Origin of the sequence: Chryseobacterium ginsenosidimutans (assembly GCF_024807225.1) — a bacterium.
Taxonomy (GTDB): Bacteria; Bacteroidota; Bacteroidia; order Flavobacteriales; family Weeksellaceae; genus Chryseobacterium; species Chryseobacterium ginsenosidimutans.
In genome coordinates, this window is sequence record NZ_JANUCO010000001.1 from 2,879,420 (window position 1) to 2,893,035 (window position 13,616).

Below are 13,616 nucleotides of genomic sequence, written 5' to 3' on the forward strand. Positions count from 1 at the left end.
TCCGGCAATATACTACATTTGACCATAAAATAAAAACATATGGAATTTTACAATCTGCTTGAAAGAATTGTACAAGATAACGAAACCCACGCCAAATGGCTCAACACGCTTTCTTTCATGGAAAATGCCGGAGCAAGGAAAATTTCTGCCTGTGAACATCAGACGAAAGTAAGTTTAATTCAGTTGAAACATGCTGCAGAAGAGCATCGCCACGCTTATTATTTGAAAAAACAAATCGGAAAGTTAGATTCTGAATTTTGTAAAACTTATGACGGAAAAGAATTGTTAGCATCGATTGCAACGCGACAATATCTGCATTCTTTGGATGTGAAAGCCTGTAAATATCTTCAGCAAAATTTCAGTTTAACAAAAGAAGAGTTGAAATATGCGGCGTATCTTTTTGTGACATATGCGATTGAAGTTCGTGCCGATGAACTATATCCTGTTTATCAAGATATTCTAACAAAAACTTCGTCAAAAATCATGGTTAAGTCAATTATTTTGGAAGAAGAAGGACATTTGGAGGAAATGATTAATCAATTGGACGAATTTTCGGAAAATTGGAAACCTCACGCTGAAAATATTTTAAAAATCGAACATGAACTTCATGACCAATGGATCAACGCCATCGTTGAAGAAGTTGCAACGTTGAATTATGCTTAAAAATTTCAATCATTTTCAAGAAGCTCTTGACAAAAGAAAGGAAGAAGGAACTTTGAGAGTTTTAAAACCAAAATCAGAAGGGATAGATTTTTATTCTAATGATTATTTAGGATTGGCAAGAAATAAAGAATTACAAAATTTATTGGTCAAGCAAATCATAGAAACTCCTCAATTATTGTCAGGAAGTACCGGTTCACGATTGATAAGCGGAAATAGTTCCACTGTCATTGAGACCGAAAATTATATTGCAAAACAGCATCAAAATCCATCTGCTTTGCTTTTTCCTTCGGGTTATAATGCTAATCTGGCTTTGTTTTCAACGCTTCCGACTCGTCATGACATCATTATTGTTGATGAAAAAATCCATCGTTCTGTGCATGATGCGTGTAAAATGTCTCATGCGAAAAAATTGAAGTTTAAACATAATAATCTTGAAGATTTAGAACAGATTTTAAAAAGACAAAACGGGAATTGCTACATCGCTATTGAGAGTCTTTATTCGATGGATGGGGATTTTGCACCGATTCAGGAGATTGCAGAAATCACAGAGAAATACAATGCTCATCTTATTGTAGATGAAGCTCATGCTTTTGGCGTTTTCGGATATGGGTTGGTTGAAAAATATCATTTGCAGAATAAAGTTCTGGCAACCGTTGTCACCTACGGAAAAGCTTTAGGAGCACATGGTGCAGCCATTTTAAGTAATGATATCATAAAATCTTATCTCATCAATTTTGCATCACCTTTTATCTATACAACTTCGGCTCAGGATATACAATGGATGAGCGTAAAAACGGGATATGAGTTTCTCAAAGCAAATCGTGAATTATCAATAAAGCTGCAGAAAAACATTGCAATTTTTCGTCAGCAAAATTTGAAAAACCCATCTTCTGAAAACAGTCCGATTCAGGCGATTGTAATTCCTGATAACGATCGGTTGAAAATCTTAAAGGAAACTTTATTGAATGAAGGATTTTTAACGTATGCTGTTTTTAGTCCGACTGTGAAAGAAGGGACAGAAAGATTGAGAATTTGTCTTCATAGCTTTAATACAGAAGAGGAAATCATTGGATTGACTAAAATTATTAAAGATTTTATTTAAATAAAACATTATGGATCGTTTGTCATCCCGTAGGAATCTAAGCAATTATAAATAAAATAATTCTAAAAATACGCTCTGGATTCCTACGGAAAGACAAACAGATAGGTAAGAAAAGATGAATACAAAAGAAGTGAAAATAGAAACAAAAAACATGGAACAAAAAATCCTTTTCGTAACCGGAATCGGGACAGAAATTGGGAAAACCGTTTGTTCTGCAATTTTAACGAAATATTTTAATGCAGATTATTGGAAACCGATTCAATCAGGGGATTTACATTTTTCAGATAGCATGAAAATTAAGGATTGGGTAGGAGAGCATGTGATTTGTCATCCTGAAACGTATCGTTTACAATTGGCAGCTTCTCCACATCAATCGGCTGCGGAAGAAGGAATTTTAATTAGAGTAAATGATTTCAAGCTTCCGGAAACTCAAAACAATTTAATCGTAGAAGGAGCGGGAGGTTTAATGGTTCCGTTGTCTGATGGTGAATTTATGATTGATTTAATTGAAAAATTAAATATTCCTGTTGCGCTTGTTGTGAGAAATTATTTGGGCTGCATCAATCACAGTTTATTGTCGATCATGGTTTTAAACCAAAGAAAGATTAATCTAAAATATTTAATTCTTAACGGAAATTTTCCACCCGATACAGAAAGAATTATTTGCAAAAATATTCAGCCGGAAACCGAAATTATCAGAATTCCCGACATAGAAAATATCTCAAAAGAAAACATAGAAAGTATTACAAAACAACTAACAAAAATAGGATAATGGATAAAACAAAATTGAGAAATAACTGGACGAAAGAAGAAATAGAAGAGATTTATCATCAACCCTTACTTGAATTAATTTATAAAGCGGCAACCGTTCACCGCGAGTGGCACAATCCTGAAGAAATTCAGATGTCGACCCTATTATCGATAAAAACAGGTGGCTGTACTGAAGATTGTTCTTATTGTGGACAGGCAGCTCGTTATCACACCAATATTAAAGTTCAGGCTTTACTTCCGACGGAAAAAGTAATTGAGCATGCCCAAAAAGCAAAAGATAGCGGTTCATCTCGTTTCTGTATGGCTGCAGCATGGAGGGAAGTGCGTAACAACCGTGATTTTGATAGGGTAATCGACATGGTAAAAGGTGTGAATGAATTGGGAATGGAAGTTTGCTGTACGTTGGGAATGTTGACGGAAGAACAGGCAATTCGCCTTCAGGAAGCTGGTTTGTACGCATACAATCACAATCTTGATACTTCGGAACAGTATTATGAAGAGATCATTTCCACAAGAACATTTGATAACAGAATTAACACCATCAATAACGTGAGAAAAGCCGGAATTACGGTTTGTTCAGGAGGAATTATCGGATTGGGAGAAACGCACAGAGACAGAATTTCGATGCTTTTAACCTTAGCAACGATGCCAAAACATCCGGAATCAGTTCCTATCAACGCATTGGCGAGAGTTGCAGGAACTCCGCTTGAAAACAATGAAAAAACCGACACTTGGGAAATGGTGAGAATGATCGCCACGGCAAGAATCATCATGCCTTCTTCGATGGTTCGTCTGAGCGCAGGAAGAATCGAAATGACAGAATTTGAACAGGGTTGGTGTTTCATGGCAGGAGCAAACTCGATCTTCACAGGAGAAAGGGAAACCCTTTTGGTAACGCCAAATCCAGGAGTTTCGGAAGATATGCAAATGCTGCAGACTTTAGGATTAAAACCGATGAAAAGACAAGCAGAAAAAGTGATGGATCAGTTTGAAAATTGGAAGATTAATGCCTAATCTAACTTCTAAAATATGAATTTACAAGAACGTGACAGAGCCGTCAATTGGCATCCATACACACAAATGAAAACTGCAGACGACGCCATTCCGATTATCAGCGGAAAAGGAGTTTACCTTTTTGATGATGAAGGAAATAAATATATTGATGCCGTTTCTTCGTGGTGGGTGACGCTTCACGGTCATGCGCATCCGTATATTGCACAAAGGGTTTCTGAGCAGTTGAATACGTTGGAACAGGTCATTTTTGCAGGCTTTACACATGAACCCGCGATACAGCTTTCAGAGAATTTATTGAAACTTTTACCCGAAAATCAACAAAAAGTTTTCTATTCTGACAACGGTTCAACCGCGGTGGAAGTTGCTTTAAAAATGTGCATTCAACACGCTTACAATCAAGGAAAGGAAAAGACAAAGATTTTAGCGTTTAAAAATGCTTATCATGGAGATACTTTCGGAGCAATGTCTGTGAGCGGAAGAAGTGTCTGGACAAAACCTTTCGGAGAAATGCTTTTTGAAGTGATCTTTATTGACACACCGACTTCTAAGAATCTTGAAAGTTTAAAAACAATTATTAAAAATCATGCGGATGAAATTGCCTGTTTTATTTACGAGCCATTGGTTCAAGGAGCAGCGGGAATGTTGATGTACGATGCAAAAGATTTGGATGAATTAATGAAATTCTGTCGCAAACAGGAAATCTTAATGATTCAAGATGAAGTTTTTACAGGTTTTGGACGAACAGGAAAACTGTTTGCAGCCAATTATCTTTCGGAAAAACCAGATATTATGTGTTTTTCAAAAGGGTTAACAGGCGGAACAATGCCAATGGGAATAACTACTTCTACCAACCAGATTTTCGAGGCTTTTTTATCTGATGATAAATATAAAACGTTATTTCACGGGCATTCTTTTACGGCAAATCCGTTGGCTTGTACGGCAGCTTTGGCAAGTATGGAATTGTTGTTAAATGAGGAAACTCAACAAAATATTCAAAGGATTTTAGAGCAGCATTCTCAATTTTCAGAGGTTTTACAAGAACATCCAAAAGTTGAAAATGTACGACAGACAGGAACAATTTTAGCCTGGGAAATTAAAAATGATGAGCAAACTTCTTATTTTAACGAAATCGGAAAAATTTTATACAACGAATTTTTAAAAAGAGGAATTATCATGCGACCTTTGGGAAATGTGATGTATCTCGTTCCGCCCTATTGCATTACTTCGGAGGAATTGTTTTTTATTTACACTCAGATTTTAGAGGTTTTGGATGAGTTTTAACATTAAAATTCTAATTTTGTCTGTTTTTAAATTAAAGTCATGCAACTTTTTACAGAAAGATTATTATTAAGAGATATCACCATTGAGGACAAACAGGCAATTTTCGATTATCGGTCAGATTCGGAAACCAATAAATTCCAAAGCTGGATTCCGGAAACGTTGGAAGATGTTGACCGTTTTATCCAAAGGAATAATAAAGAATTCAACCAACCGGAAAGCTGGTATCAGGTTTTAATTACTGATAAAGAAACAAAAGCCGTCATCGGAGATGTAGGGATTCATTTTTTTGGAAGTGAAAATTTGCAGGTGGAATTGGGAATTACTTTGGACAAGAATTTTCACGGAAAAGGATATGCTTCCGAAGCTTTAAAGGGAGTTATCAATTTTCTTTTTAATGATTTGAAAAAGCACAGAATCATGGCTTCTGTTGATCCTGATAATATTGATTCTCTTCATTTAATGGAGCGAATCGGCTTCAGAAAAGAAGGTCATTTTGTGAAAAGCTTATTCTGGAAAAATAATTGGGTCGATGATGTAATTTATGCATTGCTTCAGGAAGACTGGATTAAAAAATAAAAGTTTTGTGTTTGTATCGGCGCGGCTGATTTGCGACTGTTACAAAAAATTAAACCTTCAAGGTTTTTAAAATCTTGAAGGTTTACATCCATAATAATCTTCTAAAATATTTAATTTTGATATCGATACACATTCGGCGACATTCCTACTTTCTGTTTAAAAAGCCTTGTAAAATGCTGTGGATATTTAAAACCAAGATCATATGCAATCTGGCTTATGGATTTATCAATATCGAAGATTTTTTCTTTCGCCATATCAATCACTTTCGACTGAATATATTCCTGAGGAGAAATTCCGGTCTCTTTTTTAATTAAATCTCCAAAATAATTGGCAGAAAGATTCATTTCCTCGGCGCACCAAGCAACCGATGGAAGTCCTATTTGCTGAGGTTTGTCAGATAGAAAATAATCATTCAACACATTTTCAAAACGTTCTAAAATTCCTTTATTGGCATTATCTCTTGTGATAAATTGTCGGTCATAGAAACGGGTGCAGTAATTCAGGAATAATTCAATGTTGGATGCAATCAGGGTTTTGCTGTGTTTATCGATATTCTGTTCCAGTTCATCCTGAATTTTCAGAAAACAATCCATCACGATATGTTTTTCCTTTTCCGAAAGGTGAAGCGCTTCATTAGAATCGTAAGAAAAGAAGTTATATTCCTGAATATGTTTTCCTAAAAGCGTTCCTTTAATCAGATCCGGATGAAAAACCAATGCCCAACCTTTTGGTTCAAAAGTCGTCACATTTGGCTGCACCTGCATCACTTGTCCGGGAGCAACACAAACCAGAGTTCCTTCTTGATAATCGTACGTGCTTCTGCCGTATCTCAGTTCACCGCATTTTAATTCTTTTAAATAAATCGCATACAAACCGAAATTAAAAACCTGCGACGGAAGTGATTTCGTTTTAGACAGATCAAGAACACTTACCAAAGGGTTCAAAGTTTCCGCGCCACGAAGTTTATTGTAGAAATCTACCGTATCAATTTTAATAATCTTTTCCATGATAAAATCATTTTCCTGATACAAATGTAGGCAATACAAACCACTGATAATCATTACAAAACCTCAAACAGTAATTTTGGTAATAAATACAGTAATCCATATACAAAAACGCTTCCTGAAACTTATCAACTTTGCATCAGAAAAGGAAAACAGTGAGTGGAGAATTTTGATTAGCAAATCAAATTTATTTAAAATTTAACCACAAGAGAAGCAAAAGCTATTATTAGTTTAAAACTTAAGCTATTTAGAAAACAAAAATTTGTAACAGAATAAAAATCTTTGTTTTTAAAACTAATGTGCTCTTCTAGGCAGTTTGATAGTCATCTTAAAAATTCTAATGTATTAAAATCTTTTGTGTCTTCTGCGGTCAAAATAAAGAGCTCACTATTCATTAATTAACAATATAACATTACAAAATTTACATTTATGAAAACAAGATTTTTAGGAAACAGCGGATTAGAAGTTTCAGCATTAGGATTAGGCTGTATGGGATTAAGCTTCGGATATGGTCCTGCAACAGAGAAAAATGAAGCCATCAAATTATTACAAAACGCATTCGACTCAGGAATCACATTTTTTGATTCAGCGGAAGCTTACGGACCTTTTGCAAACGAAGAATTATTGGGCGAAGCATTGGCTCCGTTCAGAGATAAAGTAGTGATCGCTACAAAATTCGGTTTTAAAAATGCAATTCCGACAGAAGGTGTCGACAGCCGACCGGAACATATTGTTGAGGTGGTGGAAGCTTCTTTAAAAAGATTAAAAACAGATGTGATTGATCTTTTGTATCAACACAGAAACCGACCCGAATGTACCGATTGAAGACGTTGCAGGAACAGTGAAAGACCTTATTCAACAAGGAAAAGTAAAACATTTCGGAATGTCTGAAGCCGGTGTAGAATCTATCAGAAGAGCACATGCAGTTCAGCCTTTAACGGCTTTACAAAGCGAATATTCTCTTTGGTGGAGAGAACCGGAAAACGAAATTCTACCGACTCTGGAAGAACTGGGAATTGGTTTCGTGCCTTTCAGTCCGCTTGGGAAAGGATTTTTAACAGGAGCTATTAATGAAAATACGCAGTTTGATCAAACCGATTTCAGAAACATCCTTCCAAGATTTACAGAAGAAAATAGAAAAGCAAATCTTTCGATGGCAGAGCTTTTACAGCAAATTGCAGCAGAGAAAAATGCAACTCCAGCACAGATTGCTCTGGCTTGGTTATTGGCTCAGAAACCTTGGATTGCGCCGATTCCGGGAACTACGAAAATTCACCGTTTAGAAGAAAATATCGGAGCGGTGAATATTGAATTAACAATAGAAGATTTACAAAGAATCGAAGAATCCGCCTCAAAAATTACGATTACAGGTGAAAGATACCCCAAACTCTTTCAAGACAGGGTAGGAAAATAACGACAACACATGAAAAAAGTACTAATAATCGGGGCTACAGGAAGTCTTGCCCAATATGTAATCGAAGCAGTAAAACCTTTGGAAGATACCGAAATAACACTGTTTATGAGAAATAAAAACAGGCTTCCAACATATCTTTCAGATAATTGCAACATTATTGAAGGTGACGCCTTGAATTTTAATGATATTAAAAATGCCGTAAAAAATCAGGATATTGTCTACATCAATCTCGATGGTGATCTTGAAAAAATGTCAAAAAATATCGTCAAAGCCATGAAGGAGGAAAATGTGAAAAGGATAATTGCTATCAGTTCGATCGGGATTTATGGTAAACCTTTGCGCCCGGTTTTAGAACCTTACAGAAAATTGGCAGATGTAATCGAAGATTCCGGATTACATTACACCATTCTTCGTCCGGATTGGTTTACAAATAACGACGAAATTGATTATACAGTTACATTAAAAGGCTCTCCGGAAACAGGTTCTGCGATTTCCAGAAGAAGTATTGCCGATTTTGTTTCAAAGTTGATTAATTACCCGAATTTATATATTAATGAAAATTTGGGAATTAGCAAACCAGCTTAATTTGATATTTTGTGAATGATAAATTTGCTTCGTAAATCAACAGATAATTTTAAAAATTGGTAAGTGAAGCGAATTTACCATTCTGTTTTTTGTTGGGAAATCGCAAAGGCGCAAATATTTTTAAATGATAATGTAATTTTAAGGCGCAAGAAAATCAAGGATTTTCAATTAAACGCGATCAATTTTATCGCGGATAAAATCCTTGCGTCTTAAAACATCTTTTTAAAAATAATTTGCGCCTTTGCGATTTTCCAACTTTTTCAACTTTCTAAAAAAAAATTAAAACAGAAAAATGAGCACACTAAAAAACAAAAAAGTAATCGTACTTGGAGCAAGTTCGGGATTAGGATTGGCAACGGCAAAAGCTGCGGCGAATGAAGGAGCAAATGTGGTTATCGTTTCGAGTAATCAACAAAAAATTGATGATGCTTTACAAGATTTTCCGGAAGGAACGCAAGGTTATGCCATCGATTTAAGCAAAGAAGAAAACATCAAACATTTCTTTGAAAACATAGGGAAATTCGATCATTTGGTTTACACGGCAGGTGAAAATTTAAATCTCACCCATCTTTCTGAAACAGATTTGCAACAGGCAAGAAATTTCTTTACGCTTCGTTATTGGGGAGCTTTGGCGGCCATAAAATATGTAACTCCCAACATCAATGAAGGCGGTTCTATCAACTTAATGAGCGGAACGGCAAATCAAAGACCGGGAGCAGGTTGGGCATTGGCTTCGAGTATTTGTGGCGCGATGGATGGTTTGTGCAGAGCAATGGCGGTAGAATTGGCTTCAATTAGAGTAAATGCGGTTTCAGCAGGCGTTATTAAAACCAATCTCTGGAACGGAATTCCGGAAGAACAGAGAAATGAATTTTATAAAAACGTCGGCGATTCTTTATTGGTAAAAAGAGTAGGAAAGGCGGAAGAAATCGCACAGACATTCGTTTTTCTTATGAAACAAGCTTTTGCAACCGGACAGATTATTACGATTGATGGTGGTGCGGTTTTAGTTTAATTGGATTTTGGGAAATAAAGAAATCTACTTTATAAAATCAATTGGAAATTCTTTAAAGATGAGGTTAAAAAATTTCATTTTCTTGGCGTATTTTTTGGACAATAGAAAACAAATAATAAGCTATGTTAACCCTATTTCTCTTACAATTAGACTGGAAAGAACTCTTGATGGGACACGAAGAATGGTCGTTCATTCTGGAGATCATTTTGCGTACTGCCATTATGTTTTTAACCATCATTATCGGATTGAGGGTGTTGGGAAAAAGGGGAGTGAAGCAGCTTTCTATTTTCGAACTTGTCGTCATCATCGGTCTTGGTTCTGCAGCCGGAGATCCTATGTTTAATAAAGATGTGGGAATTGTTTCGTCCATTATCGTTTTTATTGTTATCATTTTTTTATATACCATCGTCACTTATTTCATTGCAAAGAATAAGAAATTTGAACAATTAATTGAAGGAAAACCTATTTGCCTGATTGAAAACGGCGAATTTTCTATTGATAATTTTAAAAAAGAAAATCTTGGCAGCGACGAATTTTTTGCTGAATTAAGATTAAGAGGGATTTCACAATTGGGGCAGATCGAAAAGGCTATCGAAGAAAGTTCAGGGGAGATTAGTGTATTTTTTTTCGAAGAAGAAAGGGTAAAATATGGACTTCCCATTATGCCGGATTCCTTAGCTCGACCACTGAAAATCATTAGTCTAAAAGATTATTATTCATGTACATTTTGCGGGCATACCGAAGAGAAGCAAATTGGAGCTGCAGGAACTTGTAAAAAATGTAAAAAAGAGGAGTGGATCTGCTCCAGCAATAAGAAACGTATTACTTAATAAAAAAACAAAAGGCTCCTAAGGAGGAGCCTAAAAAAACACAAATGATGAAAAAAAATTATTTCGAACTACAAATATAATAAAAATAATTATTATGCTGAACATAATACCATACATATTTATAAAATCTATTATATCTTAATGAGACTATCCGGCGTTTAGTCGTTGCGAAGTGGTAAAAATACCTAACGCAACTAATGCCAAAACACCTACAGCAAAGAATGTTGCAGTATTTTTAATTCCTTTGGAAGTTTCGTGACTTCCTTTTTTTATTCCCAAAATTTGAGACAAACATTTTTTTGTTTCCATAATTAGTAAAATCATCAAATATTAAACCATACGTTTTTATTCAAGCACCTATTTTAGAATTGAATATCAACCAATTAAATGTAATTAAAATTTAGAATATAGTTATGATTACGATCATAAAAAAGCTATGCAAAGCTTAGTAAATTTGAACACGAACACAATCATTCATATTTCAAGTTTTAAAATGTACAAAACCCTTCTTTTGAGGGGTTTTGCTGTTTATCTGCTTAATATAAATATCTTTTTACGATTATTATTTTGAATTTATTACAAATTTCTATTCATAATTATGTTTTTAATAACAAAAATCTTTATTTTTAAACTTATTTAAGTTTATTTAATATTTTTTAACAAATATTTTATTTTATATTTTTGCACCAAACATTTATTATTATGAAAAAACTTTTGTTACCAATTTTCCTTTTTTCGGGAATTTTTGCGTTTTCACAAGACACAAAAACAGATGCTCCGGTTACTGATACTGTAAAAGCATGGAGTATCCAAGGGCAAAATACATTAATGCTTAATCAGGCAGCCTTTTCAAACTGGGTTGGTGGTGGAGCTAATAATGTAGGATGGCTTGCCGGAGTAAATTACAACCTGACCTACGAAAAAGGAAAAAACCTGTGGGAAAACGTCATCATCTTGGGATACGGACAAAATAATACTAAAGGAATTGGAACCAGAAAAACTCAGGATGTAATTAATCTTTCTACGAATTACGGTAGAGAATTTGCTAAAAATTGGTACATTTCTGCGGGAGCAAGTTTACAAACTCAGTTCGCAGCCGGGTATGAAGATGGTAATAATCCTGAAGCCGCAAAAATTTCAAATTTTATGGCACCGGGTTATGTAAATGTGGGAGCTGGTGTTACGTATCGCCCAAGTGATAACCTGACTGTTACCATGCGACCTGCCAATGCAAGATGGACTTTCGTCTTGGATGATGATCTTCAGTACGCAGGAACTTACGGCTTGAAAAACGATGGAGATTCTTCATTATTTCAGTTTGGTTTTCTTGGAACAGCGATCTATAAACTGAAAATTATGGATAATATTACGTTAACGAATACCGGTTCGGTTTTCTCAAATTATATCGATCATCCTGAAAGATTAGTTCTTGCCTACAGCGGAATTCTGAATATGAAGATCAATAAATTTATTTCTACCAATATTACTTTAGATCTATTGTATGACCATAATCAAATCAGAAAAACTCAGCTTAAACAGACGTTAGGAGTTGGTTTCGCTTACAATATTGATAATGGTAAAAAACGTTCTGAAAACAAAGACAATCAGTCTTGGCAAAAGAAATAAGGTACTTCTTTTTTTAAACTTACTATTCAATCCTTAATAAAAAAATCCCTTCTCGACAAAATCGGGAAGGGATTAACAGCTATAATAAGGAACTCAGACGATGAACAATCCTGCAATTGTCTGAGCATCACTTCCACTTAAAACCTCGTCGTAAGCCGCAGAACCAGCTGCAGCTCCAAACGCAGTACTCGTATTAAAACCAGCCTGGGTTATATTATCTTCTCCGGCATATACAGGATTGGTTGCAGCAGGCATATTTCCGCCATTTGCCAATTCTATCCATCCTTTGTTGGCTCTCATTCTTCTTACTTGTGATGCATGTCTCGCTTCCACAGAGTGAATTTGTAGAGCAGCCTGTAAAACCGCTTTATTGGACATTACATTTCCTGCCTGTCCTTTATAAGCTCTTACACCGGTATCTTCAAAAGCCTGAGCAAGAACTAAAAATTGATTATAATCTGTAAAAGGTGTAAAATTTCCTCCCGCTGTAAAATCAAAAGTTGGTTTCGCACCCGGAGTTACCCCTAAAGATGTTAAGGTATTTTTTAAGAAAACAACGTGAGCAGCTTCATGTTTTGCGATTTGCATAAAAACGACTCTGTCTGCCGTTGGTATTAATGTTCCCGCAGCTAAACCTGTTGCGTAATATTCGTTTTCCAGATATTCCAGAACCAATGCCAATTGTAAAGCATCAGTTAATGCAGTTTTAAATAATGGTCCTCCATTCACATTGTCCACTGTTTCTGCTTTCGCAGGGGTTGTCATCAATGCTCCCAAACCTAATGGAATTGCAGCAACCGCCGCTTTTTTTCCAAATGCTGAAATATTGGAAAGAGTTTCTAATCTAGTTGCTTCTGTTGTGAAAAATTTATCGTCAGAAAGCTTATCAAGTAACTTTAGAATGTTCATAATGGTAATTTTTTGAGATTAATGATTAAGCAATGCCCTGTTCTTTCCAAGTGAAAGGAGTTTTTATAAATCCTCCGGCTGCCATTACAATGTCTTTTGGCTCTTTCGCAAGATCCAATCCGTTTGCATCAATTACATCATCACCAGAAAATGCTGCTGTTCCCGGATTAATTAAATTTCTGATCGCCGAAGCATGTCTTGCCTCTACAGAAACAATTTTTCCTGCAAGTACCAAATAAGCCGGATTTGTAATGTATTTTCCTGCACCGTTATAGGCTGCAACTCCTGTGTCTTCCAACGCTTTTGCTGTAGCAAGAACAGAGTTTCTGTCATTAAAATTCACATTAGGATATTGAAATTCAAGCGTAGGCAAAATATTGGTCGTTGCACCGCTGATTGCTGCCTTGAAAAAATCTCTGTGAATCACCTCATGATGATAAAGATCTGTAAAAAGTTCTTTTTCAATCGTTGAAATTCCTGAATAAAAGTTGTTGACAACTTTAGTATAGAAATCTGCCTCCAACTGTTCCAATGCATATGCATAGTTCAAAACTCCGACATCACCCATTCCAAGGTCGAAAACATTAGGATTGTTTTGGAAATCGAAATTGTCGTCATCACAACCGATCAATGTAAGTCCGGCCATTGCCAATCCTACACCGCCCAGTTTCAAAAAATTTCTTCTGCCTGTATCCAGAGTAGCTCCCTGGTTAGAAACATTAATAGTTTTTTTCATAATATTATTTTGTTTGAGGTTTATATTTTTATTTTCGAAAGACAAATGGAGAAAAAAACAGCATAAATTTTTTATGCTGTTCAAAAACTA

16 protein-coding genes are annotated in these 13,616 nt (G+C 35.4%); 12 read left to right on the forward strand and 4 right to left on the reverse strand.

The annotated features are described in order from the left end of the window. Nucleotides 1–39 precede the first annotated feature (39 nt). From J3D55_RS13555 to J3D55_RS13580, 6 genes are all read left to right on the forward strand, one after another. The gene (locus J3D55_RS13555) at nt 40–663 is read left to right on the forward strand and encodes a hypothetical protein (protein ID WP_259131879.1); all 624 of its coding nucleotides are present in this window, start codon (nt 40–42) and stop codon (nt 661–663) included. Then, entirely contained in the window at nt 656–1,765 is a 1,110-nt protein-coding gene (locus tag J3D55_RS13560; RefSeq protein WP_259131881.1) for an aminotransferase class I/II-fold pyridoxal phosphate-dependent enzyme, read from the forward strand. The genes J3D55_RS13555 and J3D55_RS13560 overlap by 8 nt, the downstream gene beginning before the upstream one ends. Before the next feature lie 115 nt (nt 1,766–1,880). Continuing rightward, on the forward strand, nt 1,881–2,537 hold the full coding sequence (gene bioD / locus J3D55_RS13565; RefSeq protein WP_374759494.1) for a dethiobiotin synthase: 657 nt from the start codon (nt 1,881–1,883) through the stop codon (nt 2,535–2,537). Continuing rightward, the gene (gene bioB, locus J3D55_RS13570; RefSeq protein ID WP_259131883.1) at nt 2,537–3,550 is read left to right on the forward strand and encodes a biotin synthase BioB; all 1,014 of its coding nucleotides are present in this window, start codon (nt 2,537–2,539) and stop codon (nt 3,548–3,550) included. The genes bioD and bioB overlap by 1 nt, the downstream gene beginning before the upstream one ends. A 15-nt stretch (nt 3,551–3,565) precedes the next feature. Beyond that, nucleotides 3,566–4,831, forward strand: a complete 1,266-nt coding sequence (bioA, locus tag J3D55_RS13575) for an adenosylmethionine--8-amino-7-oxononanoate transaminase (protein WP_259131887.1) — start codon at nt 3,566–3,568, stop codon at nt 4,829–4,831. Between the two features lie 39 nt (nt 4,832–4,870). Beyond that, nucleotides 4,871–5,407: a GNAT family N-acetyltransferase gene (locus J3D55_RS13580; protein WP_259131889.1), complete on the forward strand. Its 537-nt coding sequence runs from the start codon at nt 4,871–4,873 to the stop codon at nt 5,405–5,407. A 110-nt stretch (nt 5,408–5,517) separates the two neighbouring features. On the opposite strand, the gene J3D55_RS13585 is transcribed toward J3D55_RS13580, so the two are convergent. Further along, the gene (locus tag J3D55_RS13585) at nt 5,518–6,414 is read right to left on the reverse strand and encodes a helix-turn-helix domain-containing protein (RefSeq protein ID WP_259131892.1); all 897 of its coding nucleotides are present in this window, start codon (nt 6,412–6,414) and stop codon (nt 5,518–5,520) included. A gap of 426 nt (nt 6,415–6,840) precedes the next feature. Between J3D55_RS13585 and J3D55_RS13590 the strand changes: the two genes are divergently transcribed. From J3D55_RS13590 to J3D55_RS13610, 5 genes are all read left to right on the forward strand, one after another. Further along, a complete protein-coding gene (locus tag J3D55_RS13590) occupies nt 6,841–7,236 on the forward strand; it encodes an aldo/keto reductase (protein ID WP_259131896.1) in 396 nt (131 codons plus the stop codon). Beyond that, entirely contained in the window at nt 7,190–7,825 is a 636-nt protein-coding gene (locus tag J3D55_RS13595) for an aldo/keto reductase (protein ID WP_259131899.1), read from the forward strand. The genes J3D55_RS13590 and J3D55_RS13595 overlap by 47 nt, the downstream gene beginning before the upstream one ends. Before the next feature lie 9 nt (nt 7,826–7,834). After that, nucleotides 7,835–8,410: an NAD(P)H-binding protein gene (locus tag J3D55_RS13600; protein ID WP_259131901.1), complete on the forward strand. Its 576-nt coding sequence runs from the start codon at nt 7,835–7,837 to the stop codon at nt 8,408–8,410. A gap of 292 nt (nt 8,411–8,702) precedes the next feature. Next, the gene (locus J3D55_RS13605) at nt 8,703–9,425 is read left to right on the forward strand and encodes an SDR family oxidoreductase (protein WP_259131904.1); all 723 of its coding nucleotides are present in this window, start codon (nt 8,703–8,705) and stop codon (nt 9,423–9,425) included. A 122-nt stretch (nt 9,426–9,547) separates the two neighbouring features. Beyond that, nucleotides 9,548–10,255, forward strand: a complete 708-nt coding sequence (locus tag J3D55_RS13610; RefSeq protein WP_259131906.1) for a DUF421 domain-containing protein — start codon at nt 9,548–9,550, stop codon at nt 10,253–10,255. 147 nt (nt 10,256–10,402) lie between these two features. Here the strand turns inward: J3D55_RS13610 and J3D55_RS13615 are convergent, their stop codons facing one another. Then, nucleotides 10,403–10,564, reverse strand: a complete 162-nt coding sequence (locus tag J3D55_RS13615) for a hypothetical protein (protein WP_259131907.1) — start codon at nt 10,562–10,564, stop codon at nt 10,403–10,405. 393 nt (nt 10,565–10,957) lie between these two features. On the opposite strand from J3D55_RS13615, the gene J3D55_RS13620 reads away from it, so the two are divergent. Next, the gene (locus tag J3D55_RS13620; protein WP_259131909.1) at nt 10,958–11,881 is read left to right on the forward strand and encodes a DUF3078 domain-containing protein; all 924 of its coding nucleotides are present in this window, start codon (nt 10,958–10,960) and stop codon (nt 11,879–11,881) included. 93 nt (nt 11,882–11,974) lie between these two features. Here J3D55_RS13620 and J3D55_RS13625 read toward each other — a convergent pair whose 3' ends face one another. Next, nucleotides 11,975–12,790 carry a ferritin-like domain-containing protein gene (locus J3D55_RS13625; protein ID WP_259131910.1) on the reverse strand — a complete coding sequence of 272 codons (816 nt, stop codon included), beginning with the start codon at nt 12,788–12,790 and terminating at the stop codon, nt 11,975–11,977. A 25-nt stretch (nt 12,791–12,815) separates the two neighbouring features. Beyond that, nucleotides 12,816–13,526, reverse strand: coding sequence for a ferritin-like domain-containing protein (locus tag J3D55_RS13630; RefSeq protein ID WP_259131911.1), 711 nt, complete (start codon nt 13,524–13,526; stop codon nt 12,816–12,818). Nucleotides 13,527–13,616: the final 90 nt, after the last annotated feature.